At 62.6% G+C, this 21,963-nt stretch carries 18 protein-coding genes and 1 pseudogene; 8 read left to right on the forward strand and 11 right to left on the reverse strand.

Annotation, left to right across the window (positions count from 1 at the left end):
* Positions 1-162 precede the first annotated feature (162 nt).
* Together AB0Y14_RS07590 and AB0Y14_RS07595 are read right to left on the reverse strand one after the other, a co-directional pair.
* Positions 163-756, reverse strand: a complete 594-nt coding sequence (locus AB0Y14_RS07590; RefSeq protein ID WP_436588571.1) for a DUF418 domain-containing protein — start codon at positions 754-756, stop codon at positions 163-165.
* Between the two features lie 1,180 nt (positions 757-1,936).
* A complete protein-coding gene (locus AB0Y14_RS07595) occupies positions 1,937-2,944 on the reverse strand; it encodes a fatty acid desaturase family protein (protein WP_436588572.1) in 1,008 nt (335 codons plus the stop codon).
* A gap of 423 nt (positions 2,945-3,367) precedes the next feature.
* On the opposite strand from AB0Y14_RS07595, the gene AB0Y14_RS07600 reads away from it, so the two are divergent.
* The 3 genes from AB0Y14_RS07600 (at position 3,368) to AB0Y14_RS07610 (ending at position 4,377) form a co-directional block, all read left to right on the forward strand.
* On the forward strand, positions 3,368-3,547 hold the full coding sequence (locus AB0Y14_RS07600; RefSeq protein WP_436588573.1) for a hypothetical protein: 180 nt from the start codon (positions 3,368-3,370) through the stop codon (positions 3,545-3,547).
* A 480-nt stretch (positions 3,548-4,027) separates the two neighbouring features.
* Entirely contained in the window at positions 4,028-4,237 is a 210-nt protein-coding gene (locus AB0Y14_RS07605; RefSeq protein WP_436588574.1) for a hypothetical protein, read from the forward strand.
* A complete protein-coding gene (locus AB0Y14_RS07610) occupies positions 4,237-4,377 on the forward strand; it encodes a hypothetical protein (RefSeq protein ID WP_436588575.1) in 141 nt (46 codons plus the stop codon). The genes AB0Y14_RS07605 and AB0Y14_RS07610 overlap by 1 nt, the downstream gene beginning before the upstream one ends.
* Before the next feature lie 119 nt (positions 4,378-4,496).
* Here the strand turns inward: AB0Y14_RS07610 and AB0Y14_RS07615 are convergent, their stop codons facing one another.
* A complete protein-coding gene (locus AB0Y14_RS07615; RefSeq protein ID WP_436588576.1) occupies positions 4,497-4,730 on the reverse strand; it encodes a hypothetical protein in 234 nt (77 codons plus the stop codon).
* A gap of 64 nt (positions 4,731-4,794) precedes the next feature.
* Between AB0Y14_RS07615 and AB0Y14_RS07620 the strand changes: the two genes are divergently transcribed.
* Positions 4,795-5,163, forward strand: a complete 369-nt coding sequence (locus AB0Y14_RS07620) for a DUF6355 family natural product biosynthesis protein (protein ID WP_436588577.1) — start codon at positions 4,795-4,797, stop codon at positions 5,161-5,163.
* 11 nt (positions 5,164-5,174) lie between these two features.
* On the forward strand, positions 5,175-5,492 hold the full coding sequence (locus AB0Y14_RS07625; RefSeq protein ID WP_436588578.1) for a DUF6355 family natural product biosynthesis protein: 318 nt from the start codon (positions 5,175-5,177) through the stop codon (positions 5,490-5,492).
* Between the two features lie 465 nt (positions 5,493-5,957).
* Here AB0Y14_RS07625 and AB0Y14_RS07630 read toward each other — a convergent pair.
* Positions 5,958-6,969: pseudogene (locus AB0Y14_RS07630) on the reverse strand (IS481 family transposase).
* An 83-nt stretch (positions 6,970-7,052) separates the two neighbouring features.
* The gene (locus AB0Y14_RS07635) at positions 7,053-7,790 is read right to left on the reverse strand and encodes an alpha/beta fold hydrolase (RefSeq protein WP_436588579.1); all 738 of its coding nucleotides are present in this window, start codon (positions 7,788-7,790) and stop codon (positions 7,053-7,055) included.
* Positions 7,791-7,926: 136 nt separating this feature from the next.
* On the opposite strand from AB0Y14_RS07635, the gene AB0Y14_RS07640 reads away from it, so the two are divergent.
* On the forward strand, positions 7,927-8,217 hold the full coding sequence (locus tag AB0Y14_RS07640; protein WP_436588580.1) for a helix-turn-helix transcriptional regulator: 291 nt from the start codon (positions 7,927-7,929) through the stop codon (positions 8,215-8,217).
* 110 nt (positions 8,218-8,327) lie between these two features.
* Here the strand turns inward: AB0Y14_RS07640 and atzF are convergent, their stop codons facing one another.
* The 5 genes from atzF to AB0Y14_RS07665 form a co-directional block, all read right to left on the reverse strand.
* Positions 8,328-10,070, reverse strand: a complete 1,743-nt coding sequence (gene atzF / locus AB0Y14_RS07645) for an allophanate hydrolase (RefSeq protein WP_436588581.1) — start codon at positions 10,068-10,070, stop codon at positions 8,328-8,330.
* A 32-nt stretch (positions 10,071-10,102) separates the two neighbouring features.
* The gene (gene uca / locus AB0Y14_RS07650) at positions 10,103-13,768 is read right to left on the reverse strand and encodes an urea carboxylase (protein ID WP_436588582.1); all 3,666 of its coding nucleotides are present in this window, start codon (positions 13,766-13,768) and stop codon (positions 10,103-10,105) included.
* Between the two features lie 82 nt (positions 13,769-13,850).
* Positions 13,851-14,567 (reverse strand): GntR family transcriptional regulator, encoded by a 717-nt coding sequence (locus AB0Y14_RS07655; protein WP_436588583.1) that lies wholly within the window; start codon positions 14,565-14,567, stop codon positions 13,851-13,853.
* Complete coding sequence (locus AB0Y14_RS07660; protein WP_436588584.1) at positions 14,564-16,258, reverse strand: purine-cytosine permease family protein; 1,695 nt, start codon at positions 16,256-16,258, stop codon at positions 14,564-14,566. Before AB0Y14_RS07660 ends, AB0Y14_RS07655 begins: the two co-directional genes overlap by 4 nt.
* A 1,701-nt stretch (positions 16,259-17,959) precedes the next feature.
* Positions 17,960-18,790, reverse strand: coding sequence for a thioesterase family protein (locus AB0Y14_RS07665; protein WP_436588846.1), 831 nt, complete (start codon positions 18,788-18,790; stop codon positions 17,960-17,962).
* 177 nt (positions 18,791-18,967) lie between these two features.
* Here AB0Y14_RS07665 and AB0Y14_RS07670 point away from each other — a divergent pair, with 177 nt between their 5' ends.
* Positions 18,968-19,756, forward strand: a complete 789-nt coding sequence (locus tag AB0Y14_RS07670; RefSeq protein ID WP_436588585.1) for an HAD-IIB family hydrolase — start codon at positions 18,968-18,970, stop codon at positions 19,754-19,756.
* A 176-nt stretch (positions 19,757-19,932) separates the two neighbouring features.
* Positions 19,933-20,841 carry a sulfite exporter TauE/SafE family protein gene (locus tag AB0Y14_RS07675; protein ID WP_436588586.1) on the forward strand — a complete coding sequence of 303 codons (909 nt, stop codon included), beginning with the start codon at positions 19,933-19,935 and terminating at the stop codon, positions 20,839-20,841.
* A 12-nt stretch (positions 20,842-20,853) separates the two neighbouring features.
* Here AB0Y14_RS07675 and AB0Y14_RS07680 read toward each other — a convergent pair whose 3' ends face one another.
* Positions 20,854-21,939 carry an NAD/NADP octopine/nopaline dehydrogenase family protein gene (locus AB0Y14_RS07680; RefSeq protein WP_436588587.1) on the reverse strand — a complete coding sequence of 362 codons (1,086 nt, stop codon included), beginning with the start codon at positions 21,937-21,939 and terminating at the stop codon, positions 20,854-20,856.
* Positions 21,940-21,963: the final 24 nt, after the last annotated feature.

A 21,963-nucleotide genomic window follows, 5' to 3' on the forward strand; every position in this document is an offset into this window, starting at 1 on the left:
ACAGGATCAGCGACCACGAAATACGTATCACCGCATGTCGATACCACTACGGAAGCTGAAAACAGGATGGGCGAAATGAATGAGGTCTAGCCAGAACCGTGCTGGCTAGACCTCAGGCGGGTGGCAGACAGGCTGATAATTAGAGAACAGGCATCTACTGACTCACCGCCGAGTTTCAGGTGCTGCCTGTGATTGGTCGTCCAAGCGACGGAACCTGGGACGTTTCCACCAGGTCACGGCCCGCCAGACGTATTCCAGGGGTCCGTAGAGGAACGCCTTGAGCCACAGTGATGAGATGACCACCTGGCACGCCAGAATCACCGCACATCCCAGGATCATCATCCACCAACTCTTGTCCGTAGCGGGACCCACCCCGACTGCCCGGAAAACCGGGGCGGTCAGGATAACCACCAGGGTTGCAGCGACGTAGTTGGTCAGCGCCATTCGACCCAGGGGAACAAAGACACGGCTGAGAACAGCCCGCAGCGGCGTCCGGAGCAGAACCAGCGCCAGGGCGCAGTAGCCGATAGCCATGATCAGACCCACTCCTCCCGGGAAGCGGCTATCTGCACGCAACTCCTGGTTCCCCTCTACCAGGAGAATGCCGATGGTCGAGAGCACAGCAGTGCCGATCACGATGACAACGTTGGTACGGGTGGCAGTCTCAGCCCGCCGGACGGTATCCGTCAGTCCCACGGAATAACCCAGGACGATCAGACCGGGCACAAGACCGAGGCCGCTACTGCGAGTCAGCAAAACCCCTAGCAGCAGCACCGCACCAATGACAGCGCATATGCCAGGGGCCCACCGACGGGGGAGCCAGCTGAGCGGTAGCAGCAAGACAAGTCCGCAGAGGGCGTACGGCAGAAGCGCCTCACCGGGTTGGAGAAACTGGTGTATAACGCCCAGCACCAAAAGGGCAATGAGCCGGCGGAGCAATACCACCCGAGGGTGATTTGAACGTTGCATTGCCCCCCGTCAGAACGATGGCGAAGCTGATCCCGAAGAGAAAGGAAAAGATCGGGAAGAACCGCTCCTGCACGAACAAGTCCAACAGATGTCGAACCAACGTCGGGTGCCCTGGCGCGGTATAAGCATCGACTCTGAGCAAGTTAGGAGTGTTGACCAAGAGGATGCCTGCGACGGCGATACCTCGAATGACATCGAGCGACAGGATTCGCGATTGAGGGGCCGAGGGCTGAGGGCGCTGGTGCACCTGGCGGGAGGTTGCATTCGATACGTCACTTACGGTACCTGGGCGCGAAGAACGATCGATGTATTCGGGATTTCCTTGCATGGTTCCATTCCATCATCTCGATGGACGTTCCAGGCATCGGTGGGCGATGATCAACGTCACGGTTCCGAGGTTATCGTCGGACCCGGGATCTTGGAGATCAGCGCACGTCCGCGTGCAGTAGGACCAGAACTAGGCAGTAGACCCCCGCAGGGCCGGTCAGGTATATCGTTGCAAGCTCTCGACTACGCTTGACGTCTTGTCCAGAGTGCCGGTAAATCGTCGGCCCAGAGGCTCCGAAATCTCAGCAGGAGCGGAAGCAATGAGAGCGCTGGTAGAAGCTGCGGCGGTCCATGAAGTGATCACTCACCGTGACGCGCACCAGGAGCAACCTTCTGGTTGTTCGAGAGTCCGATTCCTGGGACGAGGACGGGTCTGATGAGGATGCTCTCAGTGTTCGAGTCCGCCGGAACGGTGAAGCCGAGGCACCCGTATCTGGGAAGAAGACGAGGGAGAAGAGCATCAGGGCCGAGGGGCACTCGATCACGCGTCCGCGCGGAATCGCGAGGCGTTCACCCTTTTCAGGCGAAGAGGGAATGCAATGCCAGCGGCACGGTATGGGTGCTTGGGTGGTTCCGCCAGGGGTCTACCCACGGGGCTCGCTGATGACACTGTTGACCTGCTAGAAGGACAAATCCGGGATCAGTGGGACGTCGAAAACCCCGGAGTCTGGCGGTTCTGGACCAACGGACAAGTAAAGACATCGCGGTTATTGAGGCCTACGCGATTAATGTACTGGGCAACCCGCGCGTATGAGGCCCTCAAGCCCGTCCGCGTGTACACGATATTGCGCTCACGGCAGTAGGACTCGATGATCGGGGCGATGCGACGCAGGTTGGGTCGGGGCATGGAGGGGAACAAATGATGCTCAATCTGGAAGTTCAGTCCACCCATCGCCGTGTCCAAGATGAGCGGTCCCTTGATGTTACGGCTCATCATGACCTGGCGAGAAAAGAAGTCGAGGCGACTTTTTGCGTCCACGATGGGCATACCCATGTGGTTCGGAGCGAAGGCCATGCCCATGTAGAACCCGAAGATCCCGAGCTGGACGCCCAGAAAGGCGAAAGCCAGTCCTGGCGTGAAGATCCAGAACACTAGGACTAGGTAACCGATGAGGCGCACGCTGATCTGGCCGAGCTCCGCCCACCGATGCTTGACCTTCCCGGGCGACGCCAGGCGTCGGATGCTGGAGACGTGGAGGGACAAGCCTTCCAGGAGCAGTAGGGGGAAGAAGGCGAGGGCTTGGTGGCCACGTAGCCACCGGATTATCGGCGAACGGTGCCGCCGCGCGGACTGCTCGGCAGTGACAGCGAAGATGGGCAACTCAATATCGGGGTCGGTGCCGATCTTATTGGGGCTGAGGTGGTGTTTGGTGTGCTTGCGCTGCCACCATCCGTGGCTCATGCCGACCATAAGGTTGACGAGCACCATGCTGGTCCAGTCGTTCCAACGGCCAGAACTGAAGATTTGCCGGTGGGCGGCATCGTGCCCCAGGAAAGCGATCTGGGCAAGGACCAAAGCTAGGGCGCCGGCCACGGCGAGCTGCCACCAAGTGTTTCCTATCCAGATCATGGCGAGCACTGCACCCACCAGCGCGGCCGTGAGGCCGATGATCCGCGTCCAGTAGTAACCATAGCGACGACGTAGCATGCCCTGCTCCTGCACGATGCGGGAAAGGTCAGCGAATTCTTGATTTGGGTTGGATGGTGATGAGTTTACTGGTGCCGCGTGTGAAGCAACCATAGTGATCCGATCCTGGCTCACGACGTACTACCTTGTGAGGGCAACCGGCGGTGAGCATGGAGTCCCATCAACGCGTTTTCTCGAAGAAGACCGAGAATGCGAGGTCGAGAGGGCCCGGAGGAGTCCGAAGTAGATATGGGCATAGACCTCTCTGTTACAAGGATAACAGGATGGCCTGGTCTCCGACGAGGAAGGCGGTGGGCCGCGGGCCGCGGGAGTGGAGCATAATCTCCAGTTCGCCGCCGAGTTCTTCCGTTACCGGCCACCGGCCGAGAGAGGCCTCCGTTCCCGCATGCTGCGTGAGCTGACCCGTATACACACCATGAGGGCATGGCAGCGGCCAAAGCCAAAGAGAGATGGCGGGACAAGAAACGGAAGGTCTCGGTGGCCCAGGAGAAGCACTTGGTCTCGCAGTATCGACGTGGTGAGCACACGACGGCGGAGGTTGCCGAGTTGTTCGAGGTAGCCCGGTCAACCGTCTACAGGGCCGTCCAACGAGCCGGTAGTTAACTGGCAGCGCCGGCCGGGGCGGGATTGATGAGTTGGTACAACACATCTAAGAAGAGGTCTTTCGCGTCGAGGGTACGTTGAGCGCGCAGAGCTCAAGAGTCGAGTAGTTTTTATCAGTAGTCAGTACCCAGAAGGACCATCATGAAGCATCATCACGCGTTGCGGAGTTGCAACGAGATGAATGCTTGCGGCCGACCCGCCGCGTCCCAAAGCTCCTCGCCCTAGGACCCTCGCAAAGAGACACTTCTCGTCCTCCTTGACCTTCGCGCCGAGGGGCTCCTCGTCCCGGACCTCGCCGGCACTCTTCGAAGCGGACTTGACCACAGACTCCTCGCCGACGGCCCCGCACCGAGGAGCTCCGCGCTCCTCGAACCTTCGCGAACACCACCATAGAGCTCCTTCGACGAGCCCAATTATTAAGAACGTTTCGACGCTTCGCTCGACGTGGACGGGTCGAAAAGGCGTAGCACACGACGGATCATGTCAACGAGGACAAAACGCCCAGGCCAGCCGAACAGCCGTGCGAAGAAGAAGCAACGGAAGTCTCAGATCGACCGGACCGACGAGCTGCGTCGCGCATACGGCCAGATGAAGCAGAACAAGCAGAACGTTGAGTCCGGCGAAACGTACGCCTCGCAGTATCGCCGCGCGCAGAAGCCCTCGGGTCGGAGCGACGGGCGGTGGATCTGATGGGTCTCCTGAAGCGGCTCTTCGGGCGGGACAAGGAACCCGAGGGGCGCGAGATGACCCCAGAGGAAATGACGGAGATGATCCGGACGCATCGTAAGGCAAGGATGCAGAAACTGATCCACCAGGCGCGCATCTCCTAGGGGCAGGTCTACGCGAACGGGACGCCGCGACCCCGAAACCGTTCCTCGGAGATCAAGGATATTGGAAACTTTCTCTAAGTCACGAACTAACAACACTTTGATAACGGTTTCATAACGAATCACAGATCGTGTTGATAATCCTCAGGACCTCTATGTACCCTCTGGTTGTGCTCCCGGTCACGTGACCATCTGAGCGCAATGAGCACAACACAGGAGGAGATCCCTAGCAAGCAGACAAGAAGGCCCACAGAGATGACCATCCCCTGAATTATTTCATTCTTTAATAGATAGAAGAGCAGGAATATTAGGGCGACGAACACGACGATTGCCATGTTGAGCGACTTGGTTCTCATGCTGTTCGCATCCTTTCGCAGGTCATGTCTGATTCTATCTATACAGCATCTACTGAGGAGAACCATGAGAAGCAGAACCACGAAAATTTTCGGATCAGTGGCCGCCGGTGCACTGGTGGCAGGTGGCATCACGATGTCTCCGCTTGGCGCGCAGGACGAAGCTCAAGCTGCCGTGTGCGGCTACTCGGTCGAAACGCAGAACTATGACTCCATCGTTCAGATCAACCTCCCGATCATTGGGTCAGTAGACGCTTTTGGTGGCGAACGCCGCGTGGCTCACTATGGACACTGCGGTGGCGGAAACGTCAAGATCAAGGTTGAAACTGAAAATGACGGCAATCAGGAGAAGTGCGTTACCCCAGGGGACACCGTCCTGGGATTCACGGAAAACGATCCAAAAATTAAGTTTGCTTCAGCAATCGGTGCCTGTTGAGAGGTTGAACTATGAATATTAAAAATATAGTATCGACAGGTTTGATTGCTTGTTCTGTCGCTATAGGTGTTTCCGCGGTTGGTGCTGTGCCTGCTTCGGTTGCCACCTGCGGCTGGTCTCCGGATTTTTCCAGCAATGTCGGCGGTCAGGATGATGGGTACTACGAACGTGGGACCTATAACCACTGCGCTGAGAGCGGGACAATTAAAATCAAAATAAACTACACGTACGCCAGTGAAGAAAAGTGTGTCACCAATGGGGAGACCAAACTTTATGCCAACCCAGACCTGGGTGCATTGCGTGATGCCGTGGCGATTGGTCAATGCTGACCCATTCTGGCACTCGGAAGGTCTCTGAAAATCTACCACTGAAATCGCTCATGACTGGTATTATGAGCGATTTCGAAGTCGAGTTGATCGTACGAGAGATCGAGAAGAGCTAGCGCTAGAAGGTCCCTCGATAGGACCCGCTCCGGCGGGCATGACCTTTTTGGGCATTTGTGCCCCGCGCCAGCGGGGATATCCCGGGATCTTCGGAAGGCCGGCAAGGCGAGTCAATGCCTTGCCGGCCTTCATATTGTCTTCTCAAGATGGATGAGTGAGGGGAATCTTCATGTGGGGTTGGGACTGGGGGACGGTGCCAGCTTGGGCTAGTGCTGCAACGAGTCTTCTTGCTTTTGGTGGAGTGATCTTTCAGCAGTGGACAGAGGCAGGGAGGCGCGAGTCTGACATAGAGAGAGAACGACACCTTCGGGAAGAAGGAGAAGAAGTAACCCGACTCCAGAAAGAACGTGCTCAAGCTGAGCAGGTTGCTGCTTGGGCGATGTAGTGATCGGGGAGGTTGGTTAACCGAGAGAACGGCGGCTGATGATTACACGCCGTGTGCGGGCGATGGTGATTGTAGTAGTGCAGCCAGCGATTCAGTTCTTCTCGGCGCTCAGCTTCAGAGGTATAGCAGCGGGCGTAGGCCCAGCCGTCAGCCAAGGTTCGATGAAAGCGTTCCACCTTGCCGTTGGTCTGTGGGCGATACGGTCGTGTCCGTCTGTGCGTGACACCGAGTCTGATACAGGTGTCTCGCCACAGATTCGAGCGGTATGCCCCGCCGTTATCCGACAGCACCCGTTCGACGGTGATGCCGCGGGCAGCGAACCACCCCGCCGCGCGGATCAGCACTAATGCGGCAGTCCTAGCCGTTTCGTCGTCGTGAACTTCGGCGTAAGCGAGGCGGGAGTGATCATCGATGATCGTATGGACGAATGCTTTGCCCATCAGCGGGTTACGGTGTTTGCTGCGGGGCTTGCCCGGTGTTGCGACACGGTGTTTCTCACCTTGTCTACGGCCAACGTAGCGCCATCCACCGCCGTCGGGGATATTGCCGAGTTTCTTCACATCGACATGCAGCATTGATCCAGGATGGTCATGTTCGTACCTTCTGATCGGTTCACCTGTCGCCCGGTCTGTGTACGACAGCCGGTTGAGATGGGCACTGCGAAGTATCCGATGGACCGTGGAGGCGGCGATGCCCAGCCGGTAGGCCAGTTGTACAGGTCCTTCGCGTAGCCGAAGTCGGAGCCTGATGCAACGCTGAGTGGTCTTGCCGCCGGTCTTGTGCGGCGAGCTGTGCGGACGTGAGGAAGCGATCTTGCATAGACTCTCCAGCCAGATAGCGCAGTACCCATCGCTTCACAGTGGGCCAGGAGACCTGGAATCTGGCGGCGACCTCGCTAATAGGCCAGTGTTCGTCGACCACGAGTTGGGCAACCTTGAGGCGATGTCTCGGGGTCAGGGCGGCGTTGGTGTGGCTCACGATATCCTCCCGGGATAGCGACGAAGAAAAGGGACCGGCCCAGGTGGGGCTAGTCCCTATGGATGAATTGCTTGGATGATCGGTTAGGCAGGTTGGACAGCAGTACTGCTGATCACTTCGGCCAATGCATCGGGACAGCTCCACATCGGCCAGTGGCCGGTGGGAAGATCAATGACGTCGATATTGTCGAGCTTGGACACCTCGGCGAACATCGGGTGTCCCCCTTCGGCCAACTCCAGTACTTGCCCACTGGGCATAGAGCAACACACCAGCGTGGTCGGTACGCTGGAGCGGTCATCATTTGTCAGATTCACAGTTGCACGCATGACAGGTGCCGGTTCGGCGACGGCCTTCTCGCGGAAGCGGTCGAGGTGCTCGGAGCTCAGGCCATCGAGGCTGGCCTGCTCACTGAGTGCCTCGAAAGCAGGCAGTGGCACCTCCATGACAGATTCGGGGAGATCCGGGGCAAAGGTGCTGCCTGGCGAGACCGGACCGGAGTCGACCCACACAACCCGCCGGACCAGTTCTGAGTGTCGGTCGATCACGACACTGACCGGAGCATTGGCACCGCTGTGTGCGACGAGAACAACATCACCTCCCTGTGCGTCGACTACTGATTGGATCGCCGCGACCTGCTCGTCGAGAGTCCTGGTTGCGCGCTGTGGGTCTTGATCGTCGAGGCCGGGAAGAGTGATAGGAATGGCCCGCATGCCGTCGGATGACAGCTGTTCGGCGACTTCGTCCCATGCCCATGCCCCAAGCCAATGGCCCGCGATCAGAATGATCACGGGAGGGGCCTTTTCCTGCTGTTTTGATGTCATGGTGCGATCATGTCAGTGCTGGTGGACAACAGATCGTTGACGTTCTTGATCCTCGGACGCGACAACAGGCTGAGCGACTGGCTGAGCGGGTGTGGGTCAATCCCCCCCCCCCCCCCCCGCCGCGTCGTTGAGGTCAATGCGTTCTGCATTGGAGCAAGCGATAACAGACCAGAAGGTAGTTCGGATCCAGTACGTCACCAACGAGGGGGCTGAAAGCTGCCGCGATGTCGAGCCGGTGTTGTTCGCTTCCACCGGCGGGCGTTGGTATCTGATCGCATGGTGCCCTCTACGATCAGCGGTCCGTTGGTTCGCGTTGTCGCGGGTGAAGAAGGCTGTTGTCACTAGTGAGCCTTGTTCTGGTCACGACATCAAGGAGGTTGGCATACCGCCTGTCAATGCGCGAAGCGTAAGCCCTCATCACCGGTAAATCACTCGATCAACGTTCCCGGACAGTACACCTAGCCGCGATGGTGGTTGTGGTGACATTCAAGCCAGGAACCACCTGAAGGCATACCGGTTCAACGATTGCGTGGGTTTTCAGCGTGTCGCGAGGTAGGTCGCCCATGATCCGGCTGAGGTGATGTCGGGTGCATCCATCGTCGCGAGGGGCTCGCAAAGGAACCCTAGTGCGGTGTCGCCGGTGTCGAGTTCGACCACTCCGACGGTCATGGGCGCGGCGAGCCCGGTGAGGAAGTTTCCGACATGTGCTGCGGGGATGGACCATCGTTCGCCCGTGATGGCTGCGCCCCCGCTCCCTACACGGACGAGGCCCGGCTTCGGTGGTGTGGTGGGCAAAGCGTGCAGGCGGTAGGTCGGCGCGGTGGTGATGGTCCCCCGGCAGACGGCACCGAGGTCGGTGAGCTGCCCGTTCAGGGGCTGGCCTGTCATGTGCGCACCGAAGACGGCGATGTCGATCGTGGGCGGGTTCCACGCTGCATCGACGGACGGTTCGTCGAGGAGCATTCGCCCAGCGAGGTCGGCGAGAGCGGCGTCGGAGAAGGCAGGCCCGATGAGGGTGACCCCGAAGGGCGCCCCATCGGCTTCGGTCCCGGGGACGGCAATGGCGGCGAGATCGAGCAGGTTGACGAAGTTCGTGTAGGTGCCGACCCACGAGTTGACGGCGATGGGGTCGGCCTGCACCTCGTCGATGCGGGGGTGTCCGGGCGCAGTGGGAAGGAGCAGGGCGTCGACGTCGGCGAGAACGGTCTGGGCGGTGAGTGCCGCACGGCGAAGGCTCTGCTGGTCTGCGACGAGGTTCACCGCGGTCTTGTCGCCGCCGCCGCGGATGATGGCGGTCACACTGGGGTCGGCGCGTTCAGGGTCGGTGTCGAGGTGGCGGCCGACGGCATAGGTGCGCTCGGCAACGATGGCGCCCTCGTACAGCAGTTTGGCGGCGTCGAGCAGCGGCGTGATGTCGGTTTCGATCAGCTCCACCCCGGCCTGCCGGAGGCTGTCGAGAGTCCGGTCGTAGCTGTCTTGCCAGGCGGGGCTCAGCGGGCTCAGGTTGTGTGCCTGCGCGACGGCGAGCCGGGGTGACGGGGATGCGGCGACGGGAGCGGTGGGGTCCCATGCACGGCTGGTCGCGTCCAGCGGGTCGACGCCGGTGATGGTGTCGACGATCGTGCGTGCGGTGGTGAGGGTGCGTGCGAAAACCGTGATCGTGTCGTAGGAGGGGGCGGCGGGCACCATGCCGCGGGCGGGGACGAGACCGAGGGTGGGTTTGATACCGACGAGCCGGTTGAACGCTGCGGGCACACGGCCGGAGCCTGCGGTGTCCGTGCCGAGGGCGGCGTCGACGATGCCGAGGGCCGTCGCCACGGCGGAGCCGGAGCTGGAGCCACCGGAAATCAGGTCCGGATCGAAGGCATTGCGGACCGCGCCGTATGGGCTGCGGGTTCCCACGAGGCCGGTCGCGAACTGGTCGAGGTTCGTCTTTCCGATCGCGATCGCGCCGGCCTCTTCGAGACGAGCGACGGCGGTGGCGCTGAGCTCGGGAACGTAGCTCGTTGCCGGTGCCGCGCACGTGGTGGGAAGACCCGCGACGTCGATGTTGTCCTTCACTGCGACGACCGTTCCGGCGAGGGGAAGGGAGTCAGCGCCGTCGTGGTCGAGACGCGTCTGCACCTCGCGGGCGATGGCGAGGGCGTCCTCGCGGGTACGGAGCGTGATCCAGATTTCCGGTCGATCGACGGCGGCGATGCGTTCGTAGGCGGCTTCGACGCGGCCAATCGGGTCGGCGGTGGATGAGAGGGGGCGGGTCAGATCATTGTTGGTGTTCATGCGGGTTCCTTTCGAGAGAGAGGCCGGGGGTGTCAGGCGGGTACGGGAACGTCGACGGAGGCGACGATCGCGAGGGGTTGGCCGGCGGAGACGGTGTCGCCTGCGGAGACGAGCACTTCCACGACGGTCAGGCGGCGCGGGGCTCGAACAGGGGTTTCCATCTTCATCGCCTCGAGCACAAGCAGGTTCGATCCGTCGTCGAGGACGTCGCCGGTGCTCGCGTCGAGTTTCCACACGGCCCCGGCCATGGGGGCCTCGATGACGCTGGCTCCTTCGGGAAGTCGCGCGTAGATGTCGTCCCCGGCTTCTGCGACGGCCGTGGCTGTGTCGTCCTTGGGGGCGAACTCGCCGGCAGCTTCCCAGGCGAGGCGTTCTTTTTCGAACGCGGCGGCCTGGCGCGCACGGAACATCTCGATGTCGGAGGCGTTGTCGGCGAGGAACTGTTCGTGCTGACGAAGCGAGAACTGACCCGGCCGGATGTCGAGTTCGAGCCGGTCCGCCGCCATTTCCGTGCGGAGCTCGGCGAGCTCTTCGGGGCTGACGAGGTGGAATTTGATGCGGTCGAAGAACCGCAGCAGCCAGGGGTGACCTTCGGTGAAGGAGGTGCGGCGTTCGCGCAAGCCTGCCCAGATGGGGATGGTCCTGCCGATGAGCTGGTATCCGCCGGGGCTGTCCATGCCGTAGATGCACATATACGTACCGCCGATGCCGACGGCGCCCTCGGCGGTCCAGGTGCGGGCGGGGTTGTACTTGGTGGTGAGCAGTCGGTGCCGTGGATCCAAGGGGGCCGCGGCGGGGGCCCCGAGGTAGACGTCTCCGAGGCCGAGCACCATGTATTCCGCGTCGGTGACGATGCGTTGGACATCCTCGACGGAGGACAGGCCGTTGGCGCGGCGGATGAACTCGATGTTCGACGGGTTCCAGGGGGCGTCGTCGCGGATGAGCGAGGAGTAGCGGCTGATCGCTTCGGTAACCGTCGGGTCGTCCCACGACAGGGGCAGGTGCACTTCGCGGCTGGGGACGACGAGGTCACTCGTCGAGGGGAGCTGGTACTCGATCTCGACGAGCATCTCGACGAGGTGTCGGATGGGAAGGATCGCGGGGTCCACGTGCAGATGCAGAGATCGCACTCCCGGGGTCTGATCGATCAGGCCCGCCGGTGCCCGCTCGGTGAGACTCTGCATGAGGGCGTAGATCCGCATGCGCAGGCCGAGGTCGAGGGTCATCGGGCCGTATTCGACCAGCACGTTGTCGTCGCCGCCGCGCCGGTACACGACCTCGGGGGTCGTGTCGGTCGCGGACACGCGGGCGAGGACGCCGTTGTCGCTATCGCGGCGAGACGCGGTGGGCGCGTACACGGAGTTGGAGCGGTTGGCGGCGGCGATGAGCGGCAGTTCGGTCGTGTCGACGGGCACGAAACGCAAGGTGTCTCCGGGGCGGAGCTGCCCCAGCTTCCACCGATCGGAGCTGACCACCGTGAAGGGGCAGGCGAACCCGCCGAGGCTCGGTCCGTCGGGACCGAGGATGGAGGGCGTGTCACCGGTGAAGTTGACCGCGCCGACGGAGTAGGCGTTGTCGTGAAGGTTGGAGGGGTGCAGGCCCGCTTCGCCCCCGTCGGAGCGCGCCCATGTCGGTTTCGGGCCGATCAGGCGGACACCGGTGCGGGCGGCGTGGAAATGCACCGTCCAGGTAGCTTCGTACAGCTTCTCCATGTCCTCGGCGGTGAAGTATTCGGGCGCCGGCTGCGGGCCCTCGGTCACGTGCAGGCTCCACTCGCCCGCTGTGGTGATGCGATCCTCTACCGGGATCGGCGCGGGAGCGGACGTTTCGACATCGGTTCGGGCGCGGAGGACGTCGCCGGTCGCGAGGGGGCGGCCTCCGTGGCCACCGAAGCGGGCCTGTTCGAAGGTCGAGGCGCTACCGAGGTAGGTGGGGACGTCGATTCCGCCCCGGATGGCGAGGTAGGTCCGTGCGCCGGTACCGCGCACGGTGCCGATGTCGAGGATGCCTCCGGCGGGGATGGAGAGCGGTTCCCACTGCGGTGCCGGGACGCCGTCGATGGTGACGGGGGCGGGCGCTCCCGTCACCGCGATGACGGTTTTGACCGCGAACTGCAGGGCCGGTCCCGTGACGGTGCACTCCAACGCGGGCGCACCTTCGTCGTTGCCGACGGCGGTGTTCGCGGCGCGGAAGGACCTATCGTCCATAGGCCCGCCTGGGCTGATGCCGACTTGCCAGTATCCGATCCGGCCGGGCCAGTCCTGGATGGTGGTCGATGCTCCCCCGCGGAGCAGATCGATGCGGGGGCGCACGTCGGAGACGTCGCAGAGGAGGTTGGTGGTCAACGTGGCCGCAAGTACGGTGTCGGTGGTGCAGATGGCATCCAGCAAGCCCAGGTTGGTTTCGATGCCGGCCAATTCCGTGGCGTCCAGTGCAGACCGAAGCGCCGCGAACGCCTCGTGGCGGTTATCTGCGGTGACGATGACTTTGGCGATCATCGGGTCGTAGATGGGCGATACCTCGTCCCCGGTTTCGACACCGGTTTCGATGCGGACGTCGCCTCGTTCGTGTCCGTCCGCCGTGGGGAACCGCACCCGCGTGAGCAGCCCGGTGGAGGGCTGATAGTTCTTCTGCGGGTCTTCGGCGTAGACACGCGCTTCGATCGAGTGACGGCCGTTGCTGCGTGGTGTGATGTGGGCGAGGAACCCTTCGGGGCCAGTGTCGCCGAGGCCGACCCGCAGCATCCACTCGACGAGGTCGACGTCGAAAATCTGCTCGGTGACGGGGTGTTCCACCTGGAGGCGGGTGTTGAGCTCGAGGAAGTAGACCTGCTCGGTGTCGGTGTCGTAAACGAACTCGACGGTTCCCGCCGACCGGTAGCCGACATGCGCGGCCAACGCGCGGGCGCTGTCGTGCATCAGGGCGCGAACGTGGTCGGGGAGGTTCGGTGCGGGGGCTTCTTCGATCACCTTCTGGTGTCGGCGCTGGAGGCTGCAGTCACGGTCACCGAGGATCTGTATCGTGCCGTCACCGTCGCCGAACACCTGCACCTCGAGATGACGTGCGCGGGCGATGAATTTCTCCACGAACACGCCGGGGGTTGCGAAGTTGGCGGCGGCGAGTCGGGTGACCGAAATGAACGCGGCGCGGAGGTCCGCCTCGTTCCAGCACGTGGCGATGCCGACTCCGCCACCCCCGCCCGACGCCTTCACCATGACGGGATACCCGATGCGTTCTGCTTCGATGGCGGCGGCGTCGGCCGTTTCGACCAGTCCGGAGCCGGGCACACACGGCACACCGCTCTCGGTCGCGATGGCGATGGCGCTGTGCTTCGGTCCGAACGCTTCGATCTGCTGCCAGGTCGGGCCGATGAACACCAGGCCTGCGGCCTCGACGGCGCGGGCGAAGTCCGGGTTCTCGGAGAGGAACCCGTACCCGGGGTGAACAGCGCCCGCACGGGTGGCGCGTGCCGCGGCGAGGATCCGGTCGATGTCCAGGTAGCTCTGCTCAGGCGCGGCCGGACCCAGCCGGAATGCCTCGTCGGCTTCGCGGACGTGCGCGCTGGCGCGGTCGGCGTCGGAGTACACGGCGATCGTGCGCAGCCCCATGCGCTTGGCGGTGCGGATGATGCGGCGTGCGATTTCACCGCGGTTGGCGACGAGAACGGTGTCGAATGCGGGGAGGTGCTTTTCAGACATGGCGTTGAGGTCCTTCCGGGGATGGCGTACGGAGTCGGAGCTCACACCGACGGGGGTCGGTACGAGTAAGGGGGGCGGGTGCTCAGAGGACGCCGCGGGTCACCATGTTGGTGATGGCGCGTGTTGCGCGCTGTATCACGGTGTCCATGGAGTCCCCGATGTGCGCACCCAGCGCCCCCTTGGCCTTCTCGAGGTGTCCGGTGATGAGGAGGTCACCGATTTCGAGATGCTCGTCGATGGTCGCGGTGATGCGGTCCTCGGTGACGTAGTCGTACATCCGCACGGCGCGGATGCGGTGGTTCACGCTTTCGAGGGCCTCGACAAGCGCCTCGTTACCCGCGGCGCGGCACAGTGTGACGTGGAAGCGCTCGTCATCCATCACGAACTGGGGAGTCGGTGCGGGCGGCGACTGCTGCAGGTCACGCCACCTGTTGAGTTCGGCGCCGAGCAGGGCGAAGTCGTAGCCGGCGAGTTCGCGTTCGGTGACGCGCTGCACCCCTCGCATCTCAAGCGTGACGCGCAGTTCGTACAGCTCGGTCAGGTGGTGAAGATCGGGCATCACGACGCGGTAGCCGTACTCGTCGTTGTCGATCAGACCGTCGGAGCGGAGCATGAACAAAGCGGCGCGAACCGGAGTGCGCGACACCTGGAGCTCGTGAGCGATCGCGTCCTCTCGGAGCCGCGCGCGCGGCGCGTAACGGCCGCTCATGAGCTGTTCTCTCAGGTGCTCGTAGACCGCATCGGTGCGCGAGACTTTCGCGCGAGGCACCACGGGTGAACGGTCGCTGGCGGGGGTCATCGCTGCTCCGGGAGGACGTAGCGACCCATCTTGTCGGTCGCGAGGGCGAGAGAGGAGATGTACTGCGGGGAGCCATCGGGGGCGGGCTCGGCCGAGAGCAGCATGTCGGGTCGTTCGAAGTCGAGGCCGGTGACGTGGCAGCGCAGCAGCTCCCCACTGGGGTTTCCTTCCGCGTCGAGCATCGGAAGGTCGATGCCGTCGTCGGTGCGGCGAAGGTAGAAGCGCCCCCGCGTGAGCGCGGCCATGAGCAGTGTCACGATGACGGGGATGGCCACGGCGAAGATGGCGGAGAAGGGTGCGATCTCGGGGCCGAAAGTGCCGAAGAACATGGCGATCGACACACCCGCGGCCAGGAGGAGCGAGACCACACCGACCGGGTTCCAGGCGTAGAGCATGCCACGGCGGAACTCCGGTTGCTTCGGAGACAGTCCGAGCAGGTACTTATTGATAGCGATGTCGGCGGCGACAGTGACGATCCAGGCAATGGCGCAGTTCGCGTAGAAACCAAGGACGGTGTTGAGGAAGTCGAACATGTTCAGTTCCATCAGCGCCAGCGCGATCACCAGGTTGACGATGATGAAAACGAGCCGGCCGGGGTAGGTCCGGGTGACGCGGGTGAAAGCGTTCGTCCAGGCGAGAGAGCCCGAGTAGGCGTTGGTGACGTTGATCTTGATCTGCGAGATCACGACGAGGATGACCGCCAGCGTCATGGCCAGCCAGCCCGGCATCATCCGTTCAAACACCCCGAGGAACTGGTGCACCGGTTCGTTCGCGGTCTCTGATGCCGCCGGGTCGAGGGTCGCGATGAGGTAGACGGCGATGAACAGGCCGACCGCCTGCTTCAGCGCCCCGAACACAACCCAGCCGGGGCCGGCGATGATCACCGCGCGCCACCACGTGCGACGGTTGGCGCCGGTGCGGGGCGGCATGAAACGCAGGTAGTCGATCTGCTCGGCGATCTGAGCGATGAGCGACAGGCAAACGCCGGCGGCCAACATCACCGACGCGAAGCTCACACCGGAGCCGGAACCGTCTTGGCCCGTGTACGCGAAGAAGGTCGACACGGACGACGGGTCCGACAAGAGCAGGTACGCGAGGGGGACCACCATCAGCACCAACCAGAAGGGCGTGGTCCACACCTGCAGCTTCGACAGGGACTTCATCCCGTAGACAACGAGGGGAATGACGATCAACGTGGATACCGCGTACCCGATCGGGCGGGGAATGCCGAGCCCCAGCTCCAGTCCCTGAGCCATGATCGAACCCTCGAGGGCGAAGAGGATGAACGTGAACGTCGCAAAGATCACGTTCGTGATCACCGACCCGTAGTACCCGAAGCCGGACCCTCGCGTGATGAGGTCCAGGTCGATGTTGTATCGGGCGGCGTAGTACGCCAGCGGAATGCCGGTAACAAAGATGATCACCGCGGCGACCAGGATGCCCAGCAGAGCGTTAGTGGTGCCGTAGGCGATGCCGGCGTTGGCGCCGATGGAGAAGTCGGCCAGATAAGCGATACCGCCCAGGGCGCTTGTCGCGACGACACCCGCTGTCCATTTGCGGTAGGAGCGCGGGGCGAACCGGAGGGTGTAGTCCTCCAGGCTCTCGCGGCTCGCGGAGCGCGTGGCAGCAGATGCGGAAAGGCGAGGGGCAGAGGAGGAGCCGTCGTGAGGTGCCTCGAAGTCAACAGACATGACAGACCCTTTCGATCGATGGAGCGCGGGTGGGATGACTAATGTGGAAACTCCCACCACGTCAGCGAGCAACCTCGGTGACGCGGCTCCAAGTCTGGCTGGCGAATGTTTCGTTTGTGTTTTCCGGATGGAACATCTCTGTGTCGACAGCCATGTGCACAATGTTGTGTACAACTTCTGGTTGCTAGCTTTTTGCTCTCAGGGAGCAACGTGACGATCTCCCTTCTTCCCGCATCGCGGTGCAGCGGCGCCGACCAATCCATGGCGGCGGTGCGAAGATCTGTTACCTCGTAAATGACGGTTACTTCAGGCACAAAATGCCCCGCGATCCGATGAGGGATCGCGGGGCATTTTCTCGGTGCGTGTCCTTAGGGAAGAGCCCTTAGTCCAGGCGGACTTTCTGGCCTGAGCTTGTCGCGTACGCACGGTCGTTGCTCTCACCTTCCAAAGGTGACGACAGCTGTAGAAGTCGCTCCCCCGTCATTGATGACAGGGTTAGAGACTGGACCCGCAACCCACCAGGTATCCCGGGTTGAAGGTTCTCTGGGTTTGGTTCCACCCTTCAGGCCGGTCGTCATCCCGACGCCAGCCATGCGAGACGAGCCGCGGTATCCGTCTGGGGCGAGGACGTCTCAAATCGACTTGCCACCATCATGACGACAGCAAGTCCGGGCCCCCGCTGCCCCCGCCGCCACCTGGGCCGGCCCGTGCTTGCGCTCCAGCAACTGGTATCAACAGTGACGCCCTTGCAAGCCTCGATACGGCAAGGATTTTTGATCCGTGGTTCTTGGTTTGCACGACCTTACCTATTTGTGACAGGAGTCATGTACTGCACATATAGCACGGAGAAGAGAGAATATTTAGGCTCCACTATTCGTACAAAGCTCTACTTTCCCGCTCTTTCCTTCGGGTCGGCATCGTGGAGAAATGATCCCCACCCCATAGGGCCATAGCTGCACCAACAGGAATGAGCGCCAGGATGGGGGTCCACTGCGTGATTATGAGTACAAGTACTGACACAAGAATCATGCACAGGGCAATAATTCGTACAGTTTTTTCCATTTCAGTCACCTGCTCTATGGTCCGACCAGGCGAATTCATAGAATACGCTAAGTATGCTTAGCAGTATATAGTACGCGTGATATTTGGGGTCCGAGGTCGGTTGAGCTGCTGAGTTTCTGGGGTGGTCTTCGCCGTTCGTCGGAGGGTCCCTCAGTGGGACACGTGCTGGGCCTCCACTTCAGCTCGATCAATGACATGCCGTCCCATTCAGCAAGCCGGGGCGCGTGCATAGCACCTGGAAATACCATCTGCCCGGCCCACTGGACTACGTTGCAACAAAAGGGGCCTGGATGGATTGACGCCCCCATTCGTGGTCACCTGGTCAACCTTTGTTGTGGACCGTGATCACACAGCCTTCCAGGTCACTGAAGCTGAATACGCGCCCACACAAGGCTCATCGGCCAGGTGAAGCCACGATCTGGACTCTGTCTCCGACAGTTACCGGCTCCAGCCGTGGATGCCCCTGCGGAAACCCGGGTGTCGCACGGGAGCCCGAACGGTCGCGCTCCATTGATGAAAGAATCCACGGCCATCACTGGGAGTACCTTTCAGGCGGGGTCTCCTTCCACATATGGAAAGCCCACGGGGGGAAGTGGCCTTTGAGGACACAGAGGTCACGGGGCCTGCCCCGGACCCGCGTCAGGACTGCCCCGGCCCCTTCCTGAGGGTCAGGATCTGCTCCGCGCGGCCGAAGGGGCCGTCCTCGTCATGGAAGATCGAGGAGGTGAGTCCGATCCCGTCAGCCCCGAAGGACACGGAATTGTCGATCCCCAACCATTCGCCCGCAGGTTCCCGGTACATGTGAATCTGCAGGTCGACATTCGGGAAGATCCAGCTGTCCGGCCCGGGGGCCACGCGAGTTGCGATGCCGTTGGTGGCATCGGCGACACCGATGAGTCGGACCCAGTCGGGCGAGTCGACGCCGTCGATCAGGGGAACGGTCGGCCGGATCCACGCGGTACCGCGACCCGGCCGGTGCGTGGACGAGTGGACCGAGTCGATGGACCGAATAAAACCGCCGGGCCACACGTCCGAACCGTTCCACACGACGCACTCGTCCCTGGGCGGGATGGAAGGGTCTTCGATCGCGGCGATCGGGGTGGTATCGGAGGTGATGAGCCGCCAGGCCTGGGCCCTGATCGCGACCCGACCACCGGCCACGAACTCGGCCTGGATGAGTTCGATGGTCCTGCCCGGGCGAATCGTGGAGGTGACGACCTCGAAGTCGCCACCGGGGATCATCCCCAGAATCTCAAAACTGATGCGCGCGATCCGCATGTCCTCGCGAGGTTCGTGCTGCTCCAAGCAGTGGGCGAGAATTCCCGAGGCGGGCCCCATGTGCTGCTCGCGCTCGTTCCAGGCGCCTTGCGCGTGGATCGAGGAACGAAAATGACCGTTGCCCCGATCCTCGTAGTAGGCCTCCACGTCGGCCAGACCCGGAATGTCCGTCCGCTCCTCGTTCTTGCCCATCATTTCTCCTTGTCCCTTACCTGTTCGTGCTCGAATCCAGATCGAGCATATCGGCCCCGAGTGATCGACGATACTTTGACGACGAGCCGTCCGACCCACCGCCGCACGCTCGGCACCCGTTCTCCCCGTAGAGTTGTCCCCAGGCCATTCCCCGTACAACTTCGCAAAGGAGCCCGCATGACGCCGAAGCTCATGGCGTTCGACCTGGACGGCACGCTCGTGTTCGACGGCAGGATCGAACAGGAGAGCATCGATGCGATCCACGAGTGGCAGGCCGCGGGCCACCTGGCCGTATGCGCCACCGGCAAGTCCATTGCCGCCACGAAGCATTCGCTGGAAGCGACGGGACTGAGCTTCGACTATTACGTGCTCTACACCGGTGGTGCGGTGACGGACTCCGAATTCACCGTGCTAATGAGCCATACCCTGCCCAATGAAACCGTCCGGGAGATCGTCGGCACGCTGACACGCCAGGAGGGCATCGCGGTCTACGGGACGACCCTGGATGCGCCCGACGACGTGCAGTTTCCTTCCACCACGGGCGAGAAGGCCAGCTCTATCCTCGCCTATTTCCGGCCGATGGAGCCGAACGAGATTCCTCAGCACGAGTTCGTCGGCATCCCCCTGTGGATCGAGAGCGACGAAGCGACCCTGGAACGGGCCCGATCCTGGATCGAGGAACACTTCTCGGACCAGGTCGACTGCCACAGGAACCAGGACTTCCTGGACATCGTGCCGCCCGACTGCACCAAAGGCACTGGTCTGATGTGGCTCGACGATGCGCACCTCGGTGACCGCTACGAGACCTATTCCATCGGGGACTCGTGGAACGACCTGGCCATGCACGCTTGGGCGAAGCATTCGGCGTCGTTCGATTACTCGCCGCAGGTCGTGAAGGACGCGACCGACGTCGTCGTCGATACGACCGCCGAGTACATCCGCACGGTGCTGGACCGGAACGACTGACGCCGCCCCATTCGGACTGCGGGAAGCCGCCGGATTGTATGACGGCCCACTAACCTCCGAAAGCACCCGTCGAAACGCGGTGTCACTTGCGTACACGCCGCGACGCATCCTTTGGGGAACCGCGCGAGGGCTCCATAGAGTGATCGAAATCTTGTACCTCGATCTCTGGAGCGACCATGCGCACGTTGATCCTCTTGGGCCTGATCGGACTGGCCGCGCAACTCGTGGACGGTTCGTTGGGGATGGCCTACGGCGTGACGTCCTCGACGTTGTTGCTGACCGCCGGCCTCGCCCCGGCCTCGGTCTCTGCGACCGTGCACCTGGCCGAAATCGGGACGACGCTCGCCTCGGGGGCCTCGCACTGGCGCTTCGGCAACATCGACTGGAGGGTCGTCGGTTTCATGGCCGTCCCCGGCGGGATTGCCGCGTTCCTCGGAGCGAACGTCCTCACGGCCTCGGGGGAGGCCGCCGAACCGGTCATGTCGGTTCTCTTGCTGCTCTTGGGCATCTACGTGGTCTGGCGGTTCCTGCGCCTTCCGGACCGACGCCCCAGTTTCTCCGGTAAGGTTCCGGGCTTTCTGCTGGTGCCGCTCGCGATGGTGGCCGGTTTCATGGACGCGATCGGCGGAGGCGGATGGGGCCCAGTAGGGACGCCGACGCTGTTGGCCTCCGGGCGGATCCGCCCCCGCAAGGTCGTCGGGTCGATCGATGCATCGGAGTTCGTGGTCAGTCTCGGCGCCTCGGCAGGTTTCCTGCTGGCCCTGGGCCACACCGGCATCAACTTCCCATTCGTTCTCGCGCTGCTGATCGGCGGAATAATCGCTGCCCCGGTCGCGGCCTGGCTGGTTCGACTGATGGCCCCGCGAATTCTGGCGGTGGGAGCCGGTGGGCTCATCATTTTCACCAACGCCCGCACGTTGCTTTCGATCGACGCCGTCGACGCCGTTCTTCCGGCCGCGGCCACCGCGATCATCCTGCTGGCCGTCGCCGCCCTGTGGGCCGCGGCCCTGACCTGGGTGATCCGCAAGGAACTGGCTGAGAAACGAGCGGAAACGTCCCTGCGGGAAGAACGGGTCGAGGCGTAGGAAACCCGGCGTCTACCGCGGGAACTCGCCCGAGACGAACGCCGTCCTGATGGAATCGGCGTCGCCCCCGACGAGTCCGAGGGATTCGGCCGTGCGACCCTCGCGTTCCCACTCGCGCCCGCAGAGCACTCCGCTGATGTTCACGAACGAATCCGTGATGGGCATCGCGACGCCGATCTGCGCGGCAATGGTGCTCCACGTCAGGAGCCCGAAGGGGATGTCCTCCGTGAAGTAACGGTGTGTGAGGGAATCGGGTTCCGGGAAGGCCTGACGCCCGTACCCTGCGACCACACGGTCGACGAAGCTGCCCTCACGGACCCCGTAGGACGTTTCGAGGAAGTCCCAGAAAGTGGGCAGCTCGACGCCCAGTGCACGGCCGAAGGCCACGCGCTCCTGGTCGAGTTCGTTGACCACTTCCCCGATCCGGTCGGTGACGAGCGTGTGCTGCGGACGCTGCTCGGCGTCCTCGACGGTCTTGAAGTTCAGGACCGCCGGAGGCACGTGGTAGACGGGGTTGATGTTGGTCAGGCCGACCCTGAGCGTGTCTCCGCCGTCGACGTATCGTTGACCGAAGAACGGCTCCAAGCGTTCCAGTACCGTGGGGGTCGCCGATCGGGGAATGGCCGAGACGGGCACAGCATTCTTGACCGCCCCCACGTATACCTCGGCCGGTCTCTGAAGCCTGCAGGTGTACAGGCTGGTCGAGGTCTCTGCGACCACGCCGGGTTCGCGGCCGGCAAGCTTCGTCTTTCGCGTGAGCTCGAGAGCGCTGCCCAGAACGGCCGGCTGGAAGAGCACCAGCTGGTCGGGCTCGATCACTTCGGCAAGTTCTCCGGACAGGTACGGGTGGGCGAATGCGGGAGCCGCCACGACGATCACGTCCACGCCTTCGACGGCGAGCGCCAGATCGGTGGTTAACCGGTCGGGAACGGCTTCCCCTTCGATTTCCCCGGTGAGCCGGATGCTGCCGCGTTCTTGGATGGCGGCATAGTCACTTTCGAAGCGTGAGAAGACGTGGACGCTGTGCCCTTTGAGCGTCATGTGGCCGGCTATGGCCTGACCCACATTGCCCGCGCCGACGATTGCGATTTTTCCCATGAGATTTCCTAACGGTTGGAGAAC

The sequence above is a fragment of the Rothia sp. HC945 genome (assembly GCF_051370785.1).
GTDB lineage: Bacteria > Actinomycetota > Actinomycetes > Actinomycetales > Micrococcaceae > Rothia.

Excerpts from the sequence above, each read along its gene's own strand:
- AB0Y14_RS07595 (WP_436588572.1), bottom strand. The coding sequence starts at position 2,944 with ATGCTACGTCGTCGCTATGGTTACTACTGGACGCGGATCATCGGCCTC.
- AB0Y14_RS07600 (WP_436588573.1), top strand. The coding sequence starts at position 3,368 with ATGGCAGCGGCCAAAGCCAAAGAGAGATGGCGGGACAAGAAACGGAAG.
- AB0Y14_RS07605 (WP_436588574.1), top strand. The coding sequence starts at position 4,028 with ATGTCAACGAGGACAAAACGCCCAGGCCAGCCGAACAGCCGTGCGAAG.
- AB0Y14_RS07610 (WP_436588575.1), top strand. The coding sequence starts at position 4,237 with ATGGGTCTCCTGAAGCGGCTCTTCGGGCGGGACAAGGAACCCGAGGGG.
- AB0Y14_RS07615 (WP_436588576.1), bottom strand. The coding sequence starts at position 4,730 with ATGAGAACCAAGTCGCTCAACATGGCAATCGTCGTGTTCGTCGCCCTA.
- AB0Y14_RS07620 (WP_436588577.1), top strand. The coding sequence starts at position 4,795 with ATGAGAAGCAGAACCACGAAAATTTTCGGATCAGTGGCCGCCGGTGCA.
- AB0Y14_RS07625 (WP_436588578.1), top strand. The coding sequence starts at position 5,175 with ATGAATATTAAAAATATAGTATCGACAGGTTTGATTGCTTGTTCTGTC.
- AB0Y14_RS07635 (WP_436588579.1), bottom strand. The coding sequence starts at position 7,790 with ATGACATCAAAACAGCAGGAAAAGGCCCCTCCCGTGATCATTCTGATC.
- AB0Y14_RS07640 (WP_436588580.1), top strand. The coding sequence starts at position 7,927 with ATGCGTTCTGCATTGGAGCAAGCGATAACAGACCAGAAGGTAGTTCGG.
- atzF (WP_436588581.1), bottom strand. The coding sequence starts at position 10,070 with ATGAACACCAACAATGATCTGACCCGCCCCCTCTCATCCACCGCCGAC.
- uca (WP_436588582.1), bottom strand. The coding sequence starts at position 13,768 with ATGTCTGAAAAGCACCTCCCCGCATTCGACACCGTTCTCGTCGCCAAC.
- AB0Y14_RS07655 (WP_436588583.1), bottom strand. The coding sequence starts at position 14,567 with ATGACCCCCGCCAGCGACCGTTCACCCGTGGTGCCTCGCGCGAAAGTC.
- AB0Y14_RS07660 (WP_436588584.1), bottom strand. The coding sequence starts at position 16,258 with ATGTCTGTTGACTTCGAGGCACCTCACGACGGCTCCTCCTCTGCCCCT.
- AB0Y14_RS07665 (WP_436588846.1), bottom strand. The coding sequence starts at position 18,790 with ATGGGCAAGAACGAGGAGCGGACGGACATTCCGGGTCTGGCCGACGTG.
- AB0Y14_RS07670 (WP_436588585.1), top strand. The coding sequence starts at position 18,968 with ATGACGCCGAAGCTCATGGCGTTCGACCTGGACGGCACGCTCGTGTTC.
- AB0Y14_RS07675 (WP_436588586.1), top strand. The coding sequence starts at position 19,933 with ATGCGCACGTTGATCCTCTTGGGCCTGATCGGACTGGCCGCGCAACTC.
- AB0Y14_RS07680 (WP_436588587.1), bottom strand. The coding sequence starts at position 21,939 with ATGGGAAAAATCGCAATCGTCGGCGCGGGCAATGTGGGTCAGGCCATA.